This is a genomic window from Acidocella sp., assembly GCF_027352905.1.
Lineage (GTDB): Bacteria > Pseudomonadota > Alphaproteobacteria > Acetobacterales > Acetobacteraceae > Acidocella.
Genome location: NZ_DAIEIF010000029.1, coordinates 133,676 through 147,862, shown reverse-complemented (window position 1 = coordinate 147,862; position 14,187 = coordinate 133,676). Strand labels below are relative to the sequence as shown.

General features: G+C 65.4%; 14 protein-coding genes. 5 read left to right on the top strand and 9 right to left on the bottom strand.

Translation table 11 applies throughout. The annotated features are described in order from the left end of the window. The first annotated feature begins 1 nt into the window (after position 1). Both M7H45_RS04980 and M7H45_RS04975 read left to right on the top strand, forming a co-directional pair. A complete protein-coding gene (locus tag M7H45_RS04980) occupies positions 2–451 on the top strand; it encodes an urease accessory protein UreE (RefSeq protein WP_298215145.1) in 450 nt (149 codons plus the stop codon). Continuing rightward, positions 448–1,125: an urease accessory protein UreF gene (locus M7H45_RS04975; protein ID WP_298215144.1), complete on the top strand. Its 678-nt coding sequence runs from the start codon at positions 448–450 to the stop codon at positions 1,123–1,125. The genes M7H45_RS04980 and M7H45_RS04975 overlap by 4 nt, the downstream gene beginning before the upstream one ends. A gap of 8 nt (positions 1,126–1,133) precedes the next feature. On the opposite strand, the gene M7H45_RS04970 is transcribed toward M7H45_RS04975, so the two are convergent. From M7H45_RS04970 to M7H45_RS04960, 3 genes are all read right to left on the bottom strand, one after another. Continuing rightward, complete coding sequence (locus tag M7H45_RS04970; protein ID WP_298215143.1) at positions 1,134–2,129, bottom strand: radical SAM protein; 996 nt, start codon at positions 2,127–2,129, stop codon at positions 1,134–1,136. Between the two features lie 77 nt (positions 2,130–2,206). Beyond that, positions 2,207–2,533 carry a YnfA family protein gene (locus tag M7H45_RS04965; protein WP_298215207.1) on the bottom strand — a complete coding sequence of 109 codons (327 nt, stop codon included), beginning with the start codon at positions 2,531–2,533 and terminating at the stop codon, positions 2,207–2,209. A 66-nt stretch (positions 2,534–2,599) separates the two neighbouring features. Then, positions 2,600–3,583 (bottom strand): aldo/keto reductase, encoded by a 984-nt coding sequence (locus M7H45_RS04960; RefSeq protein ID WP_298215142.1) that lies wholly within the window; start codon positions 3,581–3,583, stop codon positions 2,600–2,602. Positions 3,584–3,913: 330 nt separating this feature from the next. Here M7H45_RS04960 and M7H45_RS04955 point away from each other — a divergent pair, with 330 nt between their 5' ends. Continuing rightward, on the top strand, positions 3,914–4,387 hold the full coding sequence (locus M7H45_RS04955) for an Hsp20/alpha crystallin family protein (protein WP_298215141.1): 474 nt from the start codon (positions 3,914–3,916) through the stop codon (positions 4,385–4,387). A 75-nt stretch (positions 4,388–4,462) separates the two neighbouring features. On the opposite strand, the gene groL is transcribed toward M7H45_RS04955, so the two are convergent. After that, entirely contained in the window at positions 4,463–6,118 is a 1,656-nt protein-coding gene (groL, locus tag M7H45_RS04950; RefSeq protein WP_298215140.1) for a chaperonin GroEL, read from the bottom strand. A 68-nt stretch (positions 6,119–6,186) separates the two neighbouring features. Beyond that, positions 6,187–6,477, bottom strand: coding sequence for a co-chaperone GroES (gene groES / locus M7H45_RS04945; RefSeq protein ID WP_298215139.1), 291 nt, complete (start codon positions 6,475–6,477; stop codon positions 6,187–6,189). 266 nt (positions 6,478–6,743) lie between these two features. On the opposite strand from groES, the gene M7H45_RS04940 reads away from it, so the two are divergent. Continuing rightward, a complete protein-coding gene (locus M7H45_RS04940; RefSeq protein ID WP_298215138.1) occupies positions 6,744–7,004 on the top strand; it encodes an usg protein in 261 nt (86 codons plus the stop codon). Here the strand turns inward: M7H45_RS04940 and M7H45_RS04935 are convergent. From M7H45_RS04935 to M7H45_RS04920, 4 genes are all read right to left on the bottom strand, one after another. Next, complete coding sequence (locus M7H45_RS04935) at positions 6,996–8,186, bottom strand: VWA domain-containing protein (protein WP_298215137.1); 1,191 nt, start codon at positions 8,184–8,186, stop codon at positions 6,996–6,998. The two genes, M7H45_RS04940 and M7H45_RS04935, sit on opposite strands and share 9 nt — an antisense overlap. A 3-nt stretch (positions 8,187–8,189) precedes the next feature. Beyond that, positions 8,190–9,032 carry a MoxR family ATPase gene (locus M7H45_RS04930; protein WP_298215136.1) on the bottom strand — a complete coding sequence of 281 codons (843 nt, stop codon included), beginning with the start codon at positions 9,030–9,032 and terminating at the stop codon, positions 8,190–8,192. Between the two features lie 68 nt (positions 9,033–9,100). Next, on the bottom strand, positions 9,101–9,760 hold the full coding sequence (locus M7H45_RS04925) for a class I SAM-dependent methyltransferase (RefSeq protein ID WP_298215135.1): 660 nt from the start codon (positions 9,758–9,760) through the stop codon (positions 9,101–9,103). A gap of 83 nt (positions 9,761–9,843) precedes the next feature. Further along, positions 9,844–11,739 carry a protein-disulfide reductase DsbD gene (locus M7H45_RS04920; RefSeq protein ID WP_298215134.1) on the bottom strand — a complete coding sequence of 632 codons (1,896 nt, stop codon included), beginning with the start codon at positions 11,737–11,739 and terminating at the stop codon, positions 9,844–9,846. 48 nt (positions 11,740–11,787) lie between these two features. Between M7H45_RS04920 and hrpB the strand changes: the two genes are divergently transcribed. Next, positions 11,788–14,178: an ATP-dependent helicase HrpB gene (hrpB, locus tag M7H45_RS04915; RefSeq protein ID WP_298215133.1), complete on the top strand. Its 2,391-nt coding sequence runs from the start codon at positions 11,788–11,790 to the stop codon at positions 14,176–14,178. The last annotated feature ends 9 nt before the right edge of the window (positions 14,179–14,187 follow it).

The window sequence follows — 14,187 nt, the reverse complement described above, 5'->3', positions numbered from 1 at the left end:
GATGGAGGAGCTGGTTCTCGACCGCATTCTCGGCAACCGCGCCGACCCTGGCTGGGCCGCGAGGCTGCATGAACTCGGCCATCATGGCGGGCGGGTGGAAACGCTGGCGGTAAGGGCCGAGGATCTCTCCCGCCGCCGCTTCCGCGCCAGAACCGATCACGGCACGCCCTGTTTCATCGCTTTGCCGCGTGAGGCCGCCCTGGCGGATGGCGACGTGCTGCATCTTTGCGATGCCCGCGCCGTGGTGGTGAGGCTCGGCGCGCAGGAGTGGCTGCGGGTGGAGCCGCTGGGCGATGGCGGCCTGGAGCTTGGCTATCTCGCCGGCAATCTGCATTGGCGGGTGCGCTTCGCGGAAGGCTGCCTGCTGGTCGCCCTCGATCAGCCGCGCGAGACCTATCTCGCGCGGCTACGGGAATTGGAGCAGGCGGGGAAAGCCCGGCTTCCGCCATGAGCGCCGGGCTCGCCTTGCTGCGCGCCCTGCAATTCGCGGATGGGCAATTCCCCGCCGGCGGCTTCGCTTTTTCGTGGGGGGTGGAGAGCCTGATGGCGGACGGCTTGCTCGCCCGCGCGGATTGGCCGGATTTTCTGCGCGGCCAGATGGAGCATCGCTGGGCGCCGCAGGACCGGCCGCTCACCGCCCACGCCTTCTTGGCGGCGGGGGACGAGGCGGCGCTGCTGGCCCTGGATGAACTCGCCGAGGCGCTCACTCTGGCCGCCCCCGCGCGGGAGGGGTCGCGCCGGGCCGGGGCGGCCCTTCTCGCCACCCATGCCCGGCTGGACACGCCGGGCGCCGCCGCCTACCAAGCCCTCGCCGCGGCGGGCAAAGCGCCCGGCCATCTGCCGGTGGCGATGGGGCTGGCGCTGGCCGGGGCGGGCCTCGACTTACCGTTAAGCCTGGCGGTGAGCGCCCATGCCACCGCCCAGGCGCTTGGCACCGCCGCGCTGCGGCTGGGTCTCATCGGCGCGCTAGAAGCGCAGGCGGCGCTGCAGGCTTTGCAGCCGCGCCTGGCGGAGCTCATCGCCGCGCCGGTCCCGCCTGTGGAGGAAATCGGCGGCTTCACCCCGCTCGCCGATATCGCGATGATGCGTCACCCGCTGCAAAAACAGCAATTATTCTCGAATTGAAGCTGGGTTCACTCCGCCGGGGCGGGGGTGAGGTCCGGCTCGCGCTGGGCGCCGCGAAATGCGTCGAACAGGCTCATCTGGTGCACACAGCTCAGCGTGCAGTTGGGCGCGCAGCCCTTGCGGGTATGATATTCGCGGCGGATATCGTCCCGCCCGTATTGCAGCAACGGCGCCGCCGGGTAGCCCCGCTGCTGGGAGCACCAATGCACCCGCCCATCCTCCGTCACATAAAGATAGCGCGCGCCGGCCCGGCATTTCCAATCATTCGGCCGCCCATGCATGAGGTTTTTCTGGAACAGCCGGTAATTCAACGTGTGCACGAGGGAGGGGGAGATCTCCGTCACCTGCCGGTAGGCGGCCATCTGCGCCGGGCTCAGCGGCTTCAGCGCGCCAGAATGATCGTGCAGCACCCCCACGGAATGCTGGAACCCGTATTTCGCCGCCGTCTCGGCGATCGTCACCACATCCCGGGTGCGCTCGCCGGTCACGCCGAGCACGGAATTGATGTTGACCTTGAAGCGGGCATGCTCGGCCAGCAATTTGAGCCGACCCTCCACCGAGCCCAGGCTTTTCATGGAAACCTCATCGGCCACGAGGTTATCGATGCTGATCTGCATGCCCTGGAGCCTCGCCGCGTTCAGCCGCTCGATCCAGCTGCGGGAGAGCTTGAAGCCATTGGTGATCATGGTGACGATCATGCCCTTGCGGCGGGCATGGCGGATCGCCTGGTCCAGCTCGGGGTGGAGCAGGGTCTCACCGCCGGTGAAGGTGATGGAGGCGGTGCCGAGCGCGGCCAGATGGTCCACCCGCGCCAGCAGGTCGGCCAGCGGCACCGGGGCAGACACATCGTCATATTCATTGCAATAGCCACAGGCGAGGTTACAGCGCCGCGTCACCACCACCTGGGCGAGCAGAGGGGTGTAGCGGGTGAAAATGGCCTTCGCGGCGAAGCGCAGCCCCGCGCCCAATATGTCCATGCGCTCGGAGAAAGTCGGTTTATCCACGCGGATCGGTGCTTTCGGAGTGATGTCGAGGCCGTGTGTACAGGCGGAGGGAGATAATTTCAAACCGCGCTGGGCGGCTAGGCCGCTCTGGGACCGCACAGGATGATGGCGGTGCCGCAGAGGGTGACGGCGGCCCCGATGAGATCCCAGCGATCCGGCTTGGCGCCCTCGATAAACCAGAGCCAGAGAATCGCCGCAGAAACATAAACGCCTCCGTAAGCCGCGTAGGCGCGCCCGGCCTGGCTGGCATCAACCAGCGTCAGCGCCCATGCGAACAAGGCCAGGCAGGCCGCTCCCGGCACGAGCCAAAGCGGGGTTTTGCCGAGGCGCAGCCAAGCCCAGAAGGCGTAGCAACCGGCAATCTCGGCAAAGGCGGCGCCGATATAGGCGATGAGGGTCACGATCGCGTTATAGTGAGCCGCGCCCGGCCGGCAATGACCTCAGATTTGCGGCGCGGCTGACCGGAGCGCTCATTTATTCAGGGCTTGCATTTGCGGCGCGGCATAGCGCTCTCCCGCCGCGGCTCCCGGGGGGAGTATCTTATCGAGCCGGGCCTGGTCTTCCTGGTTGAGCGTGACATTGAGCGCGCCGAGATTTTCCTCCAGATATTTGCGCCGCTTGGTCCCGGGAATAGGCACTATATCCTGGCCGCGCGCCAGCACCCAGGCCAGGGCAAGCTGCGCGGGCGTGCAGCTCTTTTCCCGCGCCATCGTCTCCACCGCGGTCACGAGGTCGAGATTGCGCTGGAAGTTTTCCCCCTGAAAGCGGGGGTTGTTGCGGCGATAATCATCCGGCGCCAAATCCTCGATCCGCTTGATCTGCCCGGTCAGAAAGCCCCGGCCCAGCGGGCTATAGGCGACAAAGCCGATCCCCAACTCCCGCACGGTGGGCAGCACCGCCTGTTCCACATCCCGGCTCCATAGCGAGTATTCAGTCTGCAGGGCCGTGATCGGATGGGTTTTGTGCGCGCGGCGGATGGTTTCCGGCGCGGCCTCGGAAAGACCGAGATGGCGCACCTTGCCCTGGCGCACCAGCTCCGCCATCGCGCCCACCGTCTCCTCGATCGGCGTGTTGGGGTCGACACGGTGCTGATAGTAAAGATCGATGGTCTCGACGCCGAGGCGGCGCAGGCTGGCCTCGCACGCCGCGCGCACGTATTCCGGCCGGCCATTGACGCCAAGGAAGGCGCCGTCCGCGCCACGCATATTGCCGAACTTGGTCGCAAGCACGATACCATCCCACTTGCCCTTGATGGCGCGGCCGACCAGCTCCTCATTGCGCCCCACGCCGTACATATCCGCGGTGTCGAGAAACGTGACGCCGAGATCGAGGGCGCGGTGGATGGTGGCGATGGATTCCGCCTCATCCCCCGCCCCGTAAAATTCCGACATGCCCATGCAGCCCAGGCCGATCGCCGAGACGGTGAGGCCGCGCCCAAGTGTCCGTTGTTGCATTCTCCTGGTCCTCCGCGGATGAAAGAAACGTATCGCCTTTAATAAAGATCGCTGGCCGCCGGGTTGGCAATGGCATCGTCCAATCAAACGGCACTATCCCCGCTTATCAATTTTTCAACAGCGGGGCGTCTTCCTGGCATAATCGATTTAACTAGGTTTCAGCTAGCAGGTTTCAATCTCGCCGGGCGGATAGGGCCATTTGATCAGGATCATGGCACGCCGCCGGGCGCCTCCTAAATATCTCTCTAGCGGGACGGAAGGATGAGGAGCCTATCGGCTTATCTCTTTCCACCGCTGTCCCAGACTGTAACCAGAAGGAGAAAAACAATCATGGCCAATACGGATGTGAGCACCCGACCCGGTAACACTCCTGCCCCCTGGCGCAGTTTCCGCGACGAATTGGACCGGGTGTTCGAGCGCTTCAACCAGAATTTTGTCCCCTGGAGCCTGCTCACCGGGGATAACGCGCCCAAATGGCCCTCGGTCGATATTGCCGAGACCGATAAAGCCTTCACTATCACCGCCGAATTGCCGGGCCTCTCCACCCAGGACGTGGACGTGTCCCTGGATGGGAATGTCCTGGTCATCAAAGGCGAAAAAAAGAATGAAACCAAGACGGAGGATAAAAACTATTATCTCATGGAGCGCAGCTATGGCGCCTTCCAGCGCCGCTTCGCCCTGCCGGAGGGCATCGACCGCGATGGCATCACCGCCTCGGTTGATAAAGGCGTGCTGACCGTGACCCTGCCGAAAGTCGCGCCCAGCGCCGCCACCAAGAAAATCGAGGTCAAGCCCGCCAGTTGACGCGGAAGACGACCCCCAACGCAAAACCCCCGGCAGTGATGCCGGGGGTTTCCTGTTTCAGCCGGAGCGGGCGGATTAGAAATCCATACCGCCCATGCCGCCCATGCCACCCATGCCGCCCATATCCGGGGCGCCCATCGCGGCCTTCTTCTCTGGGCGCTCCGTCACGCCGGCCTCGGTGGTGATGATCAGCGCGGCGACGGACGCGGCGTCCTGCAACGCGGTGCGGACAACCTTGGTCGGGTCGATGATGCCGGCGGAGACCATGTCCTTGAACGCGCCGCTCTGCGCGTCGAAGCCATAGTTGTACTCGTTGTTATCGAGTACCTTGCCGGCAATCACGGCGCCATCCTCACCCGCGTTCTCGGCGATCTGCCGCAGCGGCACCTGGATGGCGCGGCGGATGATCTCGATGCCGGTATGCTGGTCGGTGTTATCGGCCTTCAGATTGTCGAGAACCTTGGAGGCGCGGGCCAGAGCCACGCCGCCGCCGGGAACAATACCTTCCTCCACCGCGGCGCGGGTCGCGTGCAGCGCGTCGTCCACACGGTCCTTGCGCTCCTTCACCTCAACCTCGGAGGCCCCGCCGACGCGGATCACCGCCACGCCGCCAGCCAGCTTGGCCAGACGCTCCTGCAGCTTCTCGCGGTCATAATCGGAGGTGGTCTCCTCGATCTGAGCGCGAATCTGCTTGACGCGGCCGTTGATCTCCTCCTTGGAGCCGGCCCCCTCGATGATGGTGGTGTTCTCTTTCTCGATCAGCACCTTCTTGGCGCGGCCGAGCATGGCGAGCGTCACGTTCTCCAGCTTGATGCCGAGATCCTCGGAGATGACCTGGCCGCCGGTGAGGATGGCGATATCCTCCAGCATCGCCTTGCGGCGGTCACCGAAGCCGGGCGCCTTGACGGCGGCGACCTTGAGCCCGCCGCGCAGCTTGTTCACGACCAGCGTGGCCAGGGCCTCGCCCTCCACATCCTCGGCGATGATGAGCAGCGGCTTGCCGGACTGCACCACGGCCTCAAGCAGCGGCAGCATCGGCTGCAACTGGGAGAGCTTCTTCTCGAAAATCAGGAGGTAGGGGTTGTCGAGATCGGCGATCATCTTCTCCGGATTGGTGATGAAATACGGAGAGACATAGCCGCGGTCGAACTGCATGCCCTCGACGACGTCGAGCTCGGTCTGGATGCCCTTGGCTTCCTCGACCGTGATCACGCCTTCATTGCCGACTTTCTGCATGGCCTTGGAGATCATCTCGCCGATCTCCGTCTCGCCATTGGCGGAGATGGTGGCCACCTGCGCCGTCTCGGAGGGGTTGGTGATTTTCTTGGAGCGGGCCTTCAGCTCATCGACCACGGCGGTCACCGCCTTGTCCACGCCGCGGCGCAGATCCATCGGGTTCAGCCCGGCGGCCACGGCCTTCACGCCCTCGCGGACGATGGCCTGGGCCAGCACGGTGGCGGTGGTGGTGCCGTCACCGGCGAGGTCGTTGGTCTTGGAGGCGACTTCGCGCAGCAGCTGGGCGCCCAGATTCTCGAATTTATCGGAAAGCTCGATCTCTTTGGCGACGGTCACGCCATCCTTGGTGATGCGCGGCGCGCCGAAGGATTTCTCGATGACGACGTTACGGCCCTTGGGGCCCAGCGTCACCTTAACAGCATTGGCAAGGGTATCGACGCCGCGCAGCATACGGTCGCGCGCGTCTGAACCAAAACGGACGTCTTTGGCAGCCATGTCTTTGACTCCTTCAAATGGGGATATCCTGAGCGCGCCCTGAGGCCATCGTCAGGACAGGGGGATTATCAGGTAATAATGCCGAGAATGTCGGATTCCTTCATGATCAGCAGGTCCTCCCCGTTGACCCTGACCTCGGTGCCGGACCATTTGCCGAACAGCACGCGGTCCCCCGCTTTCACGTCCAGCGGCACCAGCGCGCCGGTTTCATTGCGGGCGCCAGGGCCAGCGGCGATGATCTCGCCTTCCTGAGGCTTCTCCTTGGCGGTGTCCGGAATGATGATACCGCCGGCGGTCTTCTCTTCGGCGGTGACGCGGCGGACGAGAACGCGGTCGTGCAGGGGGCGGAAATTCGCCATGTTTGATCGCTCCTAAACATTATTGTCTTAAAAGCTTTCCAGCCCGTCCGGCCCAGAACGTGGCGCCGCGGCTGTTAGCACTCCCGGCTTGAGAGTGCCAGGGACTTAGCGTTTCCTTGCCGAAAAGTCAAGAACAGGCAGCACTTTGCCCGTGGGAGTGCCAAGTTTATGGATTCGTTGAGTTTTTGGTTGCGTCGCGAGGGGGAAATTGTGGCAGACTCTTTAAACCCGGGGCTTATTAAACAACCACATGGAGTGTGCCAAGCATGTCCCTTGCCTTGCAGATGCGCGATTACCGCCTGACCACCGCTGAAATCCTCTATCATATGCCAGACCATCCCGGTCTGCTGCAAAGTTATATCTGGCAGGAGCTGGACCTGGCGCCGCGCTTCCCCGCCTTGCACAAATTTCTCGATTTCTGGACCAGCCATCTGGACGGTAAGCTCCATTCCGTCCGTGTCGGCCATACGGAGATCATCTCACCGCCGCGCTGGCATAATGCCGCCGCGCTGCTGACGCTACATTAACTTCCTCGCCGCCTGGTCCAGCCCTTCCAGCGTCAGCCCATACATCCGCCCCTCCATCATCTCGCGGATCATGCGCGTCGTCTGGGTGGAAGCCCAATAGCGCTCCGCGACAGGGTTGATCCAGGCTGCCTTGGGAAAGGTGTCCAGCAAGCGTTGCAGCCAGACCTGCCCTGATTCGGCATTCCAGCTTGAACTGCTGCCGCCAGGGGTCACCAGCTCATACGGGCTCATCGCCGCGTCACCCACCAGAACCAGCTTCCAACCCCGGTCATAGCGGTGGAGAATCTCGGCGGTGGGAGTGGCATCCTGGCGGCGCATGCGCGCATCGCTGTAAAGCGAGTCGTAGGGACAGTTATGGAAGTAAAGCTGCTTGAGGTGCTTGAATTCCGCCCGCGCCGCCGTGAAAAGCCGCTCGCAAAGATAGACATGCTCATCCATCGAACCGCCAATATCCAGCAGCAGCAATAGCCGCACGGCGTTATGGCGCTCCGGCACCATCTGCAAATCGAGATAACCGGCATTGCGCGCCGTGGCGCCGATGGTGCCGGAAAGATCAAGCTCGGAGGCCGCCCCCTCCCGCGCGAAGCGGCGCAGGCGGCGCAGCGCGATCTTCATGTTGCGGGTGCCCAGCTCCGCGTCCCCGGCAAGGTTCTTGAATTCCCGCTTGTCCCATACCTTAACGGCGGATTTGCTGCGCGTGCCCTCCTGGCCGATGCGCACGCCCTCCGGATTGTACCCATAGGCGCCAAAAGGCGAGGTGCCGGCGGTGCCGATCCATTTGCTGCCGCCCTGGTGGCGGCCCTTCTGCTCCGCCAGGCGCTGGCGCAGCGTCTCCATCAGCTTATCCAGCCCGCCCAGCGCCTTCACCTGGGCCTTTTCCTCTTCGGTCAGATATTTCTCCGCGAGCCGCCGCAGCCATTCCTCCGGCAATTCCCGCACCGCGACCTCGCCGGGCAATTCCGCCGTTTCCGCCAGAATTCCCTTGAAATGCTGGGCGAACACCGTATCGAACCGGTCGAGAAATCGCTCATCCTTCACCAGAACGGCGCGGGCCAAATAATAGAAATGCTCCGGGCTGAAATCAGCCAGATTCTCCCGCATCGCCTCCTGTAAAAGCAGGAATTCGCGCAAGGAGGCTTTTACCCCCGCCGCGCGCAACGCCAGGAAGAACCCGAAAAACAAGGCTCAGCCGCCGCGCTTGGCCAGAAAGGCGACGCGCTCGAACAGATGCACATCCTGCTCGTTCTTCAGCAGCGCCCCGTAGAGCGGCGGGATTACCTTGGCGGCGTTGCTCTCGCGCAGCGCCTCCGGGCCGATATCCTCGGCGAGAAGCAGCTTCAGCCAGTCGAGAAACTCCGAGGTGCTGGGCCGCTTTTTCAACCCCGGCAGATCGCGCAGCGCGAAGAAGCTGGTCAGCGCCTCATGCAGCAGATGCTGGGAAATACCGGGATAATGCACGTCGACGATACGGGCCAGCGTCTCGCGGTCGGGGAACTTGATGTAATGGAAGAAACAGCGGCGCAGGAAGGCGTCCGGCAATTCCTTCTCATTGTTCGAGGTGATGAGGATGATCGGGCGCTGGCGGGCGCGGATCGTCTGACGCGTCTCGTAGACATGGAATTCCATGCGGTCGAGTTCGAGCAGCAGATCGTTGGGAAATTCGATATCCGCCTTATCCACCTCATCGATCAGCAAAACCGGAGCGGTCTCGGCTTCGAAAGCCTCCCAGAGCTTGCCTTTGACGATATAATTGGAAATGTCATGCACACGCTCATCGCCAAGCTGCGAATCCCGCAAGCGAGAGACAGCGTCATATTCATAAAGCCCCTGCTGAGCCTTGGTGGTGGATTTGATGTGCCAGGAGATCAGCTTCCGCCCGAAAGCGTTCGCGATCTCCTGGGCGAGAACCGTCTTGCCCGTGCCGGGCTCGCCTTTGATCAACAGCGGGCGCTGTAGCGCCACCGCCGCGTTGACCGCGACTTTGAGATCCTCGGTGGCGACAAAATTCCTGGTTCCTTCAAAGCGCATTACGGTTCCCTCGGGTTCTCTTTCATCTTCGCGAAACCCCGCTCTTCGTCAAGCGAAGACTGCCGCCCTTAATTGGGCAGCACGACCAGCCGGAAGAGGCCGAGCGGCGGGGTGGGCTGGATGCTGGCCCGGGTTAAATCGCCAGGGCCGAACATATGCTCCAGCCGGAAATCCGGGTGCCAGCCCAGCCGTTGCGAGGCGCGGGCCATCGCCCGCTCCACCCACCATACCGGGCCGGATTCCCGGGCGAAATGGTTGACAAACAAAATGGTGCCGCCGGGCCTGACCACCCGGCGCAATTCGCGCACCAGGGCGCGTGGGTCCGGCACCACGGAGGCGACGAACATCGCCACCGCCACGTCGAAACTGCCCGGCGCGAAGCTGGTGGCCTGGGCGTCCATTTCCATCAGCCCCTCGATGTGGCGCAGGCCGAGCGCCGCGACGCGCTGGCGCGCCACCTCCAGCATTTCCCGCGAGAGGTCGATACCGGTCACGCGTTTCTGCGGCGCGTAGAGCGGCAGGGCGAGACCGGTTCCCACTCCCACTTCCAGCACCGTATCACCCGCGGCGGCGTTTACCGCCGCCACCGCCCGTTTGCGGGCCGGGCGGGAGACCATGCCGAACCAGCTGTCATAGGATTTGGCGTATCGTGAATAGGTGGCGCGAATGGAATCCGCGTCGAGTTTCGCGCGCGGTCCGCCCAGCGCCGCGCCGGAGCCATCTTGCATTCTAAATTCCTTAGAGAACTGTCATTTTAAAACAACAGAACTTGCGGCGTAACCGGACAGGGCGCAATGGGGCTTACGGGTTTTTAACCGGAAAGCGCTGCCGCGACGATACCAGGGGTGAGGATCTGCGGAAGCAGCTTGGGCGCCCCGCCAGGCGGATAATAAAGGTAAAGCGGCACGCCGGCGCGGTGATTTTCCTCCAGTAATGCGGTGATGTCCGGATTGCGATCCGTCCAATCGCCCACCAGAACCGCCACGTGCTGGTTCCGGAACAGGGTCTGGACCGGAGCGGCGGATAGGGTGGTGCGTTCATTGACCTGGCAGGTGATGCACCAGGCGGCCGTGAGGTCGATGAAGACAGGGCGTCCCGCGGCGCGCAAATCGGCCAGCGTGCTGGCGCTATAGGGCCGCGCGTTCGGCAGGCTGAGCCCCGGCTGGTCAGCCGCGCCCGGGCGGAGAAACAGCAGCAGCGCCACCAGCACCAGTGCGAAAGCCGGGCGGCGCGGCACCGCCAGGGTAAGAATCGCGGCGCCCACCAACGCCAAAATCAGCCCTTGCGGCCCAGCCTGGAGATAAAGCACCCAGACCAGCCAGGCGAAGCTGCCGAACATGGGGATGGCCAGGACTTTCTGCGCCACCGCCATCCAGCGCCCGGGCCGGGGCAGCAAGGCCGCCAATTGCGGCAGAAACGCCAAAATGAGAATGGGCAGGGCGAGACCAGCCCCAAGAGCGAGAAACAAGGTAAAGGCGGGCAAAAACGGCAAGGCGAAGGCGGCGGCCAAGGCCGCGCCCATAAAGGGCGCGGTGCAGGGGGTGGCGACCAGCACCGCCAGCAATCCGGTGAAAAAACTATGCTGGGCCGGCAGGCGACCGATGAAGCCCGGCACGGAGACATGAAACGCTCCCGCGAGGCTCAGCCCCGCGGCCAGCATCATCCAGCCCGCCGCCGCGACAAAAATGGGCGAATGGAATTGGAAGCCCCAAAACACCTGTTCTCCAGCCTGGCGCAGGCCCAGCAACAGCCCTCCCAGCGTCGCCATCGAGACCATGACCCCCGCCGCGTAGCCCAGCGCCTCACGCCTGATATAGCCATAGGCGGCGCCGCCCAGCCGGGCGAAGGCCAGCCCTTTCATCGCCAATACGGGAAACACGCAGGGCATGAGATTCAGCACGAGGCCGCCCAGCAGGGCCAGCAGCCACCAGGGCACATGGGCGGGCGCCGCCGGGGCAGCCGTGAGGTTGAGGGCCTGGGTCTGCCCGCTTGGGTCGGTGAGTTCCAAAATGCCGGTAAGGGTTGGCGGTGGCGTCCCGGCCAGCTTGAGGCGCAGCCTCATCCCCTCCGGGCCAAAGCTCAGCCTCTGCGGCGCGTCATTCACCAGCACCGTGGGGGCATCCGGGAAAAAGCGGGCGGTTTTGACCTGACGGGGCGTGAGCCCCGCGAGGGTGAGCGTGCCATCCGGGGCCAGATGCGCGGCATAAGGAGAGGGGATGCTCGCGGGCGCGGTGGGGAACAGCCCGGCCTCGGCCGAGGCGCCGCCGCTCAGCGCCAGGGTGAAGCTCGCATGTTCGGGCACACAGACATCGGCGCAAGCGAGCCAGCGGGCCTCCACCGCCACCCCGTTCTCAGCCACGCGGCTGGCCGTGAAGGGCAGCACCACATGGCCGGAAAGCACGTAAGCGCCCACTCCGTTCTGAGACAAAAACTCAGGGGGTGGGAACGCAATAGGTCCAAGCACAACCGGCGGCTTCGCGCTGACCGTGGGCGGGAAGCCGGCATCACCGGGGTTGCGCCAGTAAATATGCCAGCCGGGTTTGAGATTGAATTCCAGCGCCAGCTTGATCTTGCCGTCTTTGGTTTCATTGGTGGCGGAAATCAGCCGCACCTCGTCGCGCGGAGAGGAAAATGGCGGGCTGGCGGCGGCCCAGCACAGGCGTGGCGCAAGCGCCAGCAGCAAAAGAAGCAATACGTTCCTACCCATGGCCAGAATTATCGCACAAAATTGCGCGTTCTGGTATCCGGACGCGGCATGACCAAGCTCCCCGTCCATGAAATTTTGCCTGAGCTTCTCGACATCTTACGAAAAGAGGGCGGAAACGCGGTGCTGGCGGCTCCGCCCGGAACGGGTAAGACCACCCTGGTGCCCTTGGCGGCGCTGGAGGCCGGGCTCGGTAAAATTCTGGTATTGGAACCTCGCCGCCTCGCCGCGCGCGCCGCGGCGATGCGCATGGCCGAACTCTTGGGCGAGCCGGTGGGCGGGCGCGTCGGCTTCCGTACCCGTCTGGAAAGCGCAGCCGGGCCTCAAACCCGGATCGAGGTGATCACCGAGGGCCTGCTCACGGCCCGGCTGCTCGCCGATCCGGGTCTTACCGGCATCAATCTCGTCATCTTCGACGAGGTGCATGAGCGCAGCCTGGAAGCCGATCTCGCCTTGGCGCTCACGCGTGACCTGCAACGCGGCCTGAGGCCGGAATTGCGTATCCTCGCCATGTCCGCCACCGCCGATACGCGGGTCTTCGCCTCCCTCCTCGCCGCGCCGGTTTTGGAGAGCCAGGGGCGGGTCCATCCTGTCGAGCAGATCCATGCCCGGCGGGATATCGCCTCCCCGCGCGACCTGCCCGAGACGGCGGCCAAGGCGGTGCGCGAGGCGGTGAGCGCGCATGAGGGCGACATTCTCGTCTTTCTCCCCGGCATGGCCGAGATCCGCCGCACCGCCCAGGCGCTGGCGAGTTGTCCCTGCTTGGTTCTGCCGCTGCATGGAGACCTCCCCCGCGAGGCGCAGGACCTGGCGTTGCGCGAGCATCGGGAGCGGCGGGTGGTGCTTTCCACCTCCATCGCCGAAACCTCGCTCACGGTGCCGGGCGTGCGCATCGTCATCGATGGCGGTTATCGCCGCGCCCCGGCGCTGGACCCTTCCTCAGGCCTCACCCGCCTCGTCACCCGCCGCATCTCCCGTGCCGCCGCCGCCCAGCGCGCCGGGCGCGCGGGACGGCTGGGGCCGGGTGTCGCCATCCGGCTATGGACGGAGGCGCTGCATCGCGGCCTGCCCCCCTTCGATCCGCCGGAAATCACCGCCGACGAGCTGTCCGGCCTCGCCCTCGCCTGCGCCGCCTGGGGCGAGGAGCCCGCCGCCCTGCCCTTCCCCGAGCCGCCGCCCGCTGGGGCGTTGAAAGCGGCGCAGGCCCTGCTGAGGGAGCTGGGAGCGCTGGACATGGCGGGGCGCATCACCCCGCTGGGCCGGGAAATGGCGCGGCTGCGGGCCGCGCCCCGTCTCGCCGCGATGATGCTGGCGGCGCCGGACGCGCCCACGCGCGCCCTTGCCGCCGACATCGCCGCCCTGCTGGAAGACCGGGACGTGCTGCCGCCCGGCGCCTCGGCCGAGCTGCAGTTGCGGCTGGATGCCTTGGCCGGCAAAAGCGCGGGCGACCGCGCGGTCCTCGCCCGGGTGCGTCAGGCGGCGCGGCTCTACCGCCAGCGTCTTGGCCTCGGCGCGCTGCCCGCCGCCGGCTCGCCCGGCCCAGTGGTGGCGGCCGGGTTTCCCGACCGTATCGCTCAGGCACGGGGCGAGCCCGGCTCCTACCGTCTCTCCGGCGGCGGCTCCGGCCATCTCTCGCCCGCCGACCCGCTGGCCCGCTCCCGCCTTCTCGCCGTCGCCTCGCTCGATGGGCGCGGCGCGCAAATCCGCCTCGGCGCGGCGCTGGACGCGGAAAACCTGCCCGGTTTCCTGCGCGCCCGCTGCCAGACCACCCGCGAGACGGGCTTCGACCCGGTGAGCGGCGCCGTGCATGTGCGCGAGCGGGTACGGCTCGGCACTCTGGTGCTAAGCGACCGCCACGCCCCGCCCGCGCCGGAGGAAATCCAGACCACCCTCGCCCGGGCGCTCTCCACCCGGCTCGACCAGCTCGAATGGAGCGAGGCGGCGGAAGCCCTTTGCGCGCGGGTGGCGGTGATGCGCGGCCTCGACCAGGATTATCCCGATCTCTCACGCGCGGCCCTGGCCGCGACCGTGCAGGACTGGCTGGCCCCCTATCTCGCGGGCATGACCAATCTCAAAGACGTGAAGCAGCTCGATCTCTACCCGATCCTCCGCGCCCGGCTCACCCCCGCCCAGGCGGCGCGGCTGGACCGTGACCTCCCCGCCGAGCTGCCTTTGAAAAAAGGGCGGGTGAGGATCGACTATTCCGGCCCGGTGCCCGTCGCGGCGGCCCGGGCGCACATGTATTATGGCACGGACGCCATCCCGGCGCTGGCCGGCGGACGGGTCCCGCTGCAAATCGCCCTGCTCTCGCCCGCGGGGCGGCCCATCGCCATCACGGCCGATCTCGCCGGATTCTGGCGCGGCGGCTGGGCCGATGCGCGGCGCGACATGCGGGGCCGCTACCCGAAACACGACTGGCCGGAGGAACCCTGGCGCTCTTGACCACCCCGC

Excerpts from the sequence above, each read along its gene's own strand:
- hrpB (WP_298215133.1), top strand. The coding sequence starts at position 11,788 with ATGACCAAGCTCCCCGTCCATGAAATTTTGCCTGAGCTTCTCGACATC.
- M7H45_RS04955 (WP_298215141.1), top strand. The coding sequence starts at position 3,914 with ATGGCCAATACGGATGTGAGCACCCGACCCGGTAACACTCCTGCCCCC.
- M7H45_RS04975 (WP_298215144.1), top strand. The coding sequence starts at position 448 with ATGAGCGCCGGGCTCGCCTTGCTGCGCGCCCTGCAATTCGCGGATGGG.
- groES (WP_298215139.1), bottom strand. The coding sequence starts at position 6,477 with ATGGCGAATTTCCGCCCCCTGCACGACCGCGTTCTCGTCCGCCGCGTC.
- M7H45_RS04930 (WP_298215136.1), bottom strand. The coding sequence starts at position 9,032 with ATGCGCTTTGAAGGAACCAGGAATTTTGTCGCCACCGAGGATCTCAAA.
- M7H45_RS04960 (WP_298215142.1), bottom strand. The coding sequence starts at position 3,583 with ATGCAACAACGGACACTTGGGCGCGGCCTCACCGTCTCGGCGATCGGC.
- M7H45_RS04920 (WP_298215134.1), bottom strand. The coding sequence starts at position 11,739 with ATGGGTAGGAACGTATTGCTTCTTTTGCTGCTGGCGCTTGCGCCACGC.
- M7H45_RS04940 (WP_298215138.1), top strand. The coding sequence starts at position 6,744 with ATGTCCCTTGCCTTGCAGATGCGCGATTACCGCCTGACCACCGCTGAA.
- M7H45_RS04980 (WP_298215145.1), top strand. The coding sequence starts at position 2 with ATGGAGGAGCTGGTTCTCGACCGCATTCTCGGCAACCGCGCCGACCCT.
- M7H45_RS04925 (WP_298215135.1), bottom strand. The coding sequence starts at position 9,760 with ATGCAAGATGGCTCCGGCGCGGCGCTGGGCGGACCGCGCGCGAAACTC.
- groL (WP_298215140.1), bottom strand. The coding sequence starts at position 6,118 with ATGGCTGCCAAAGACGTCCGTTTTGGTTCAGACGCGCGCGACCGTATG.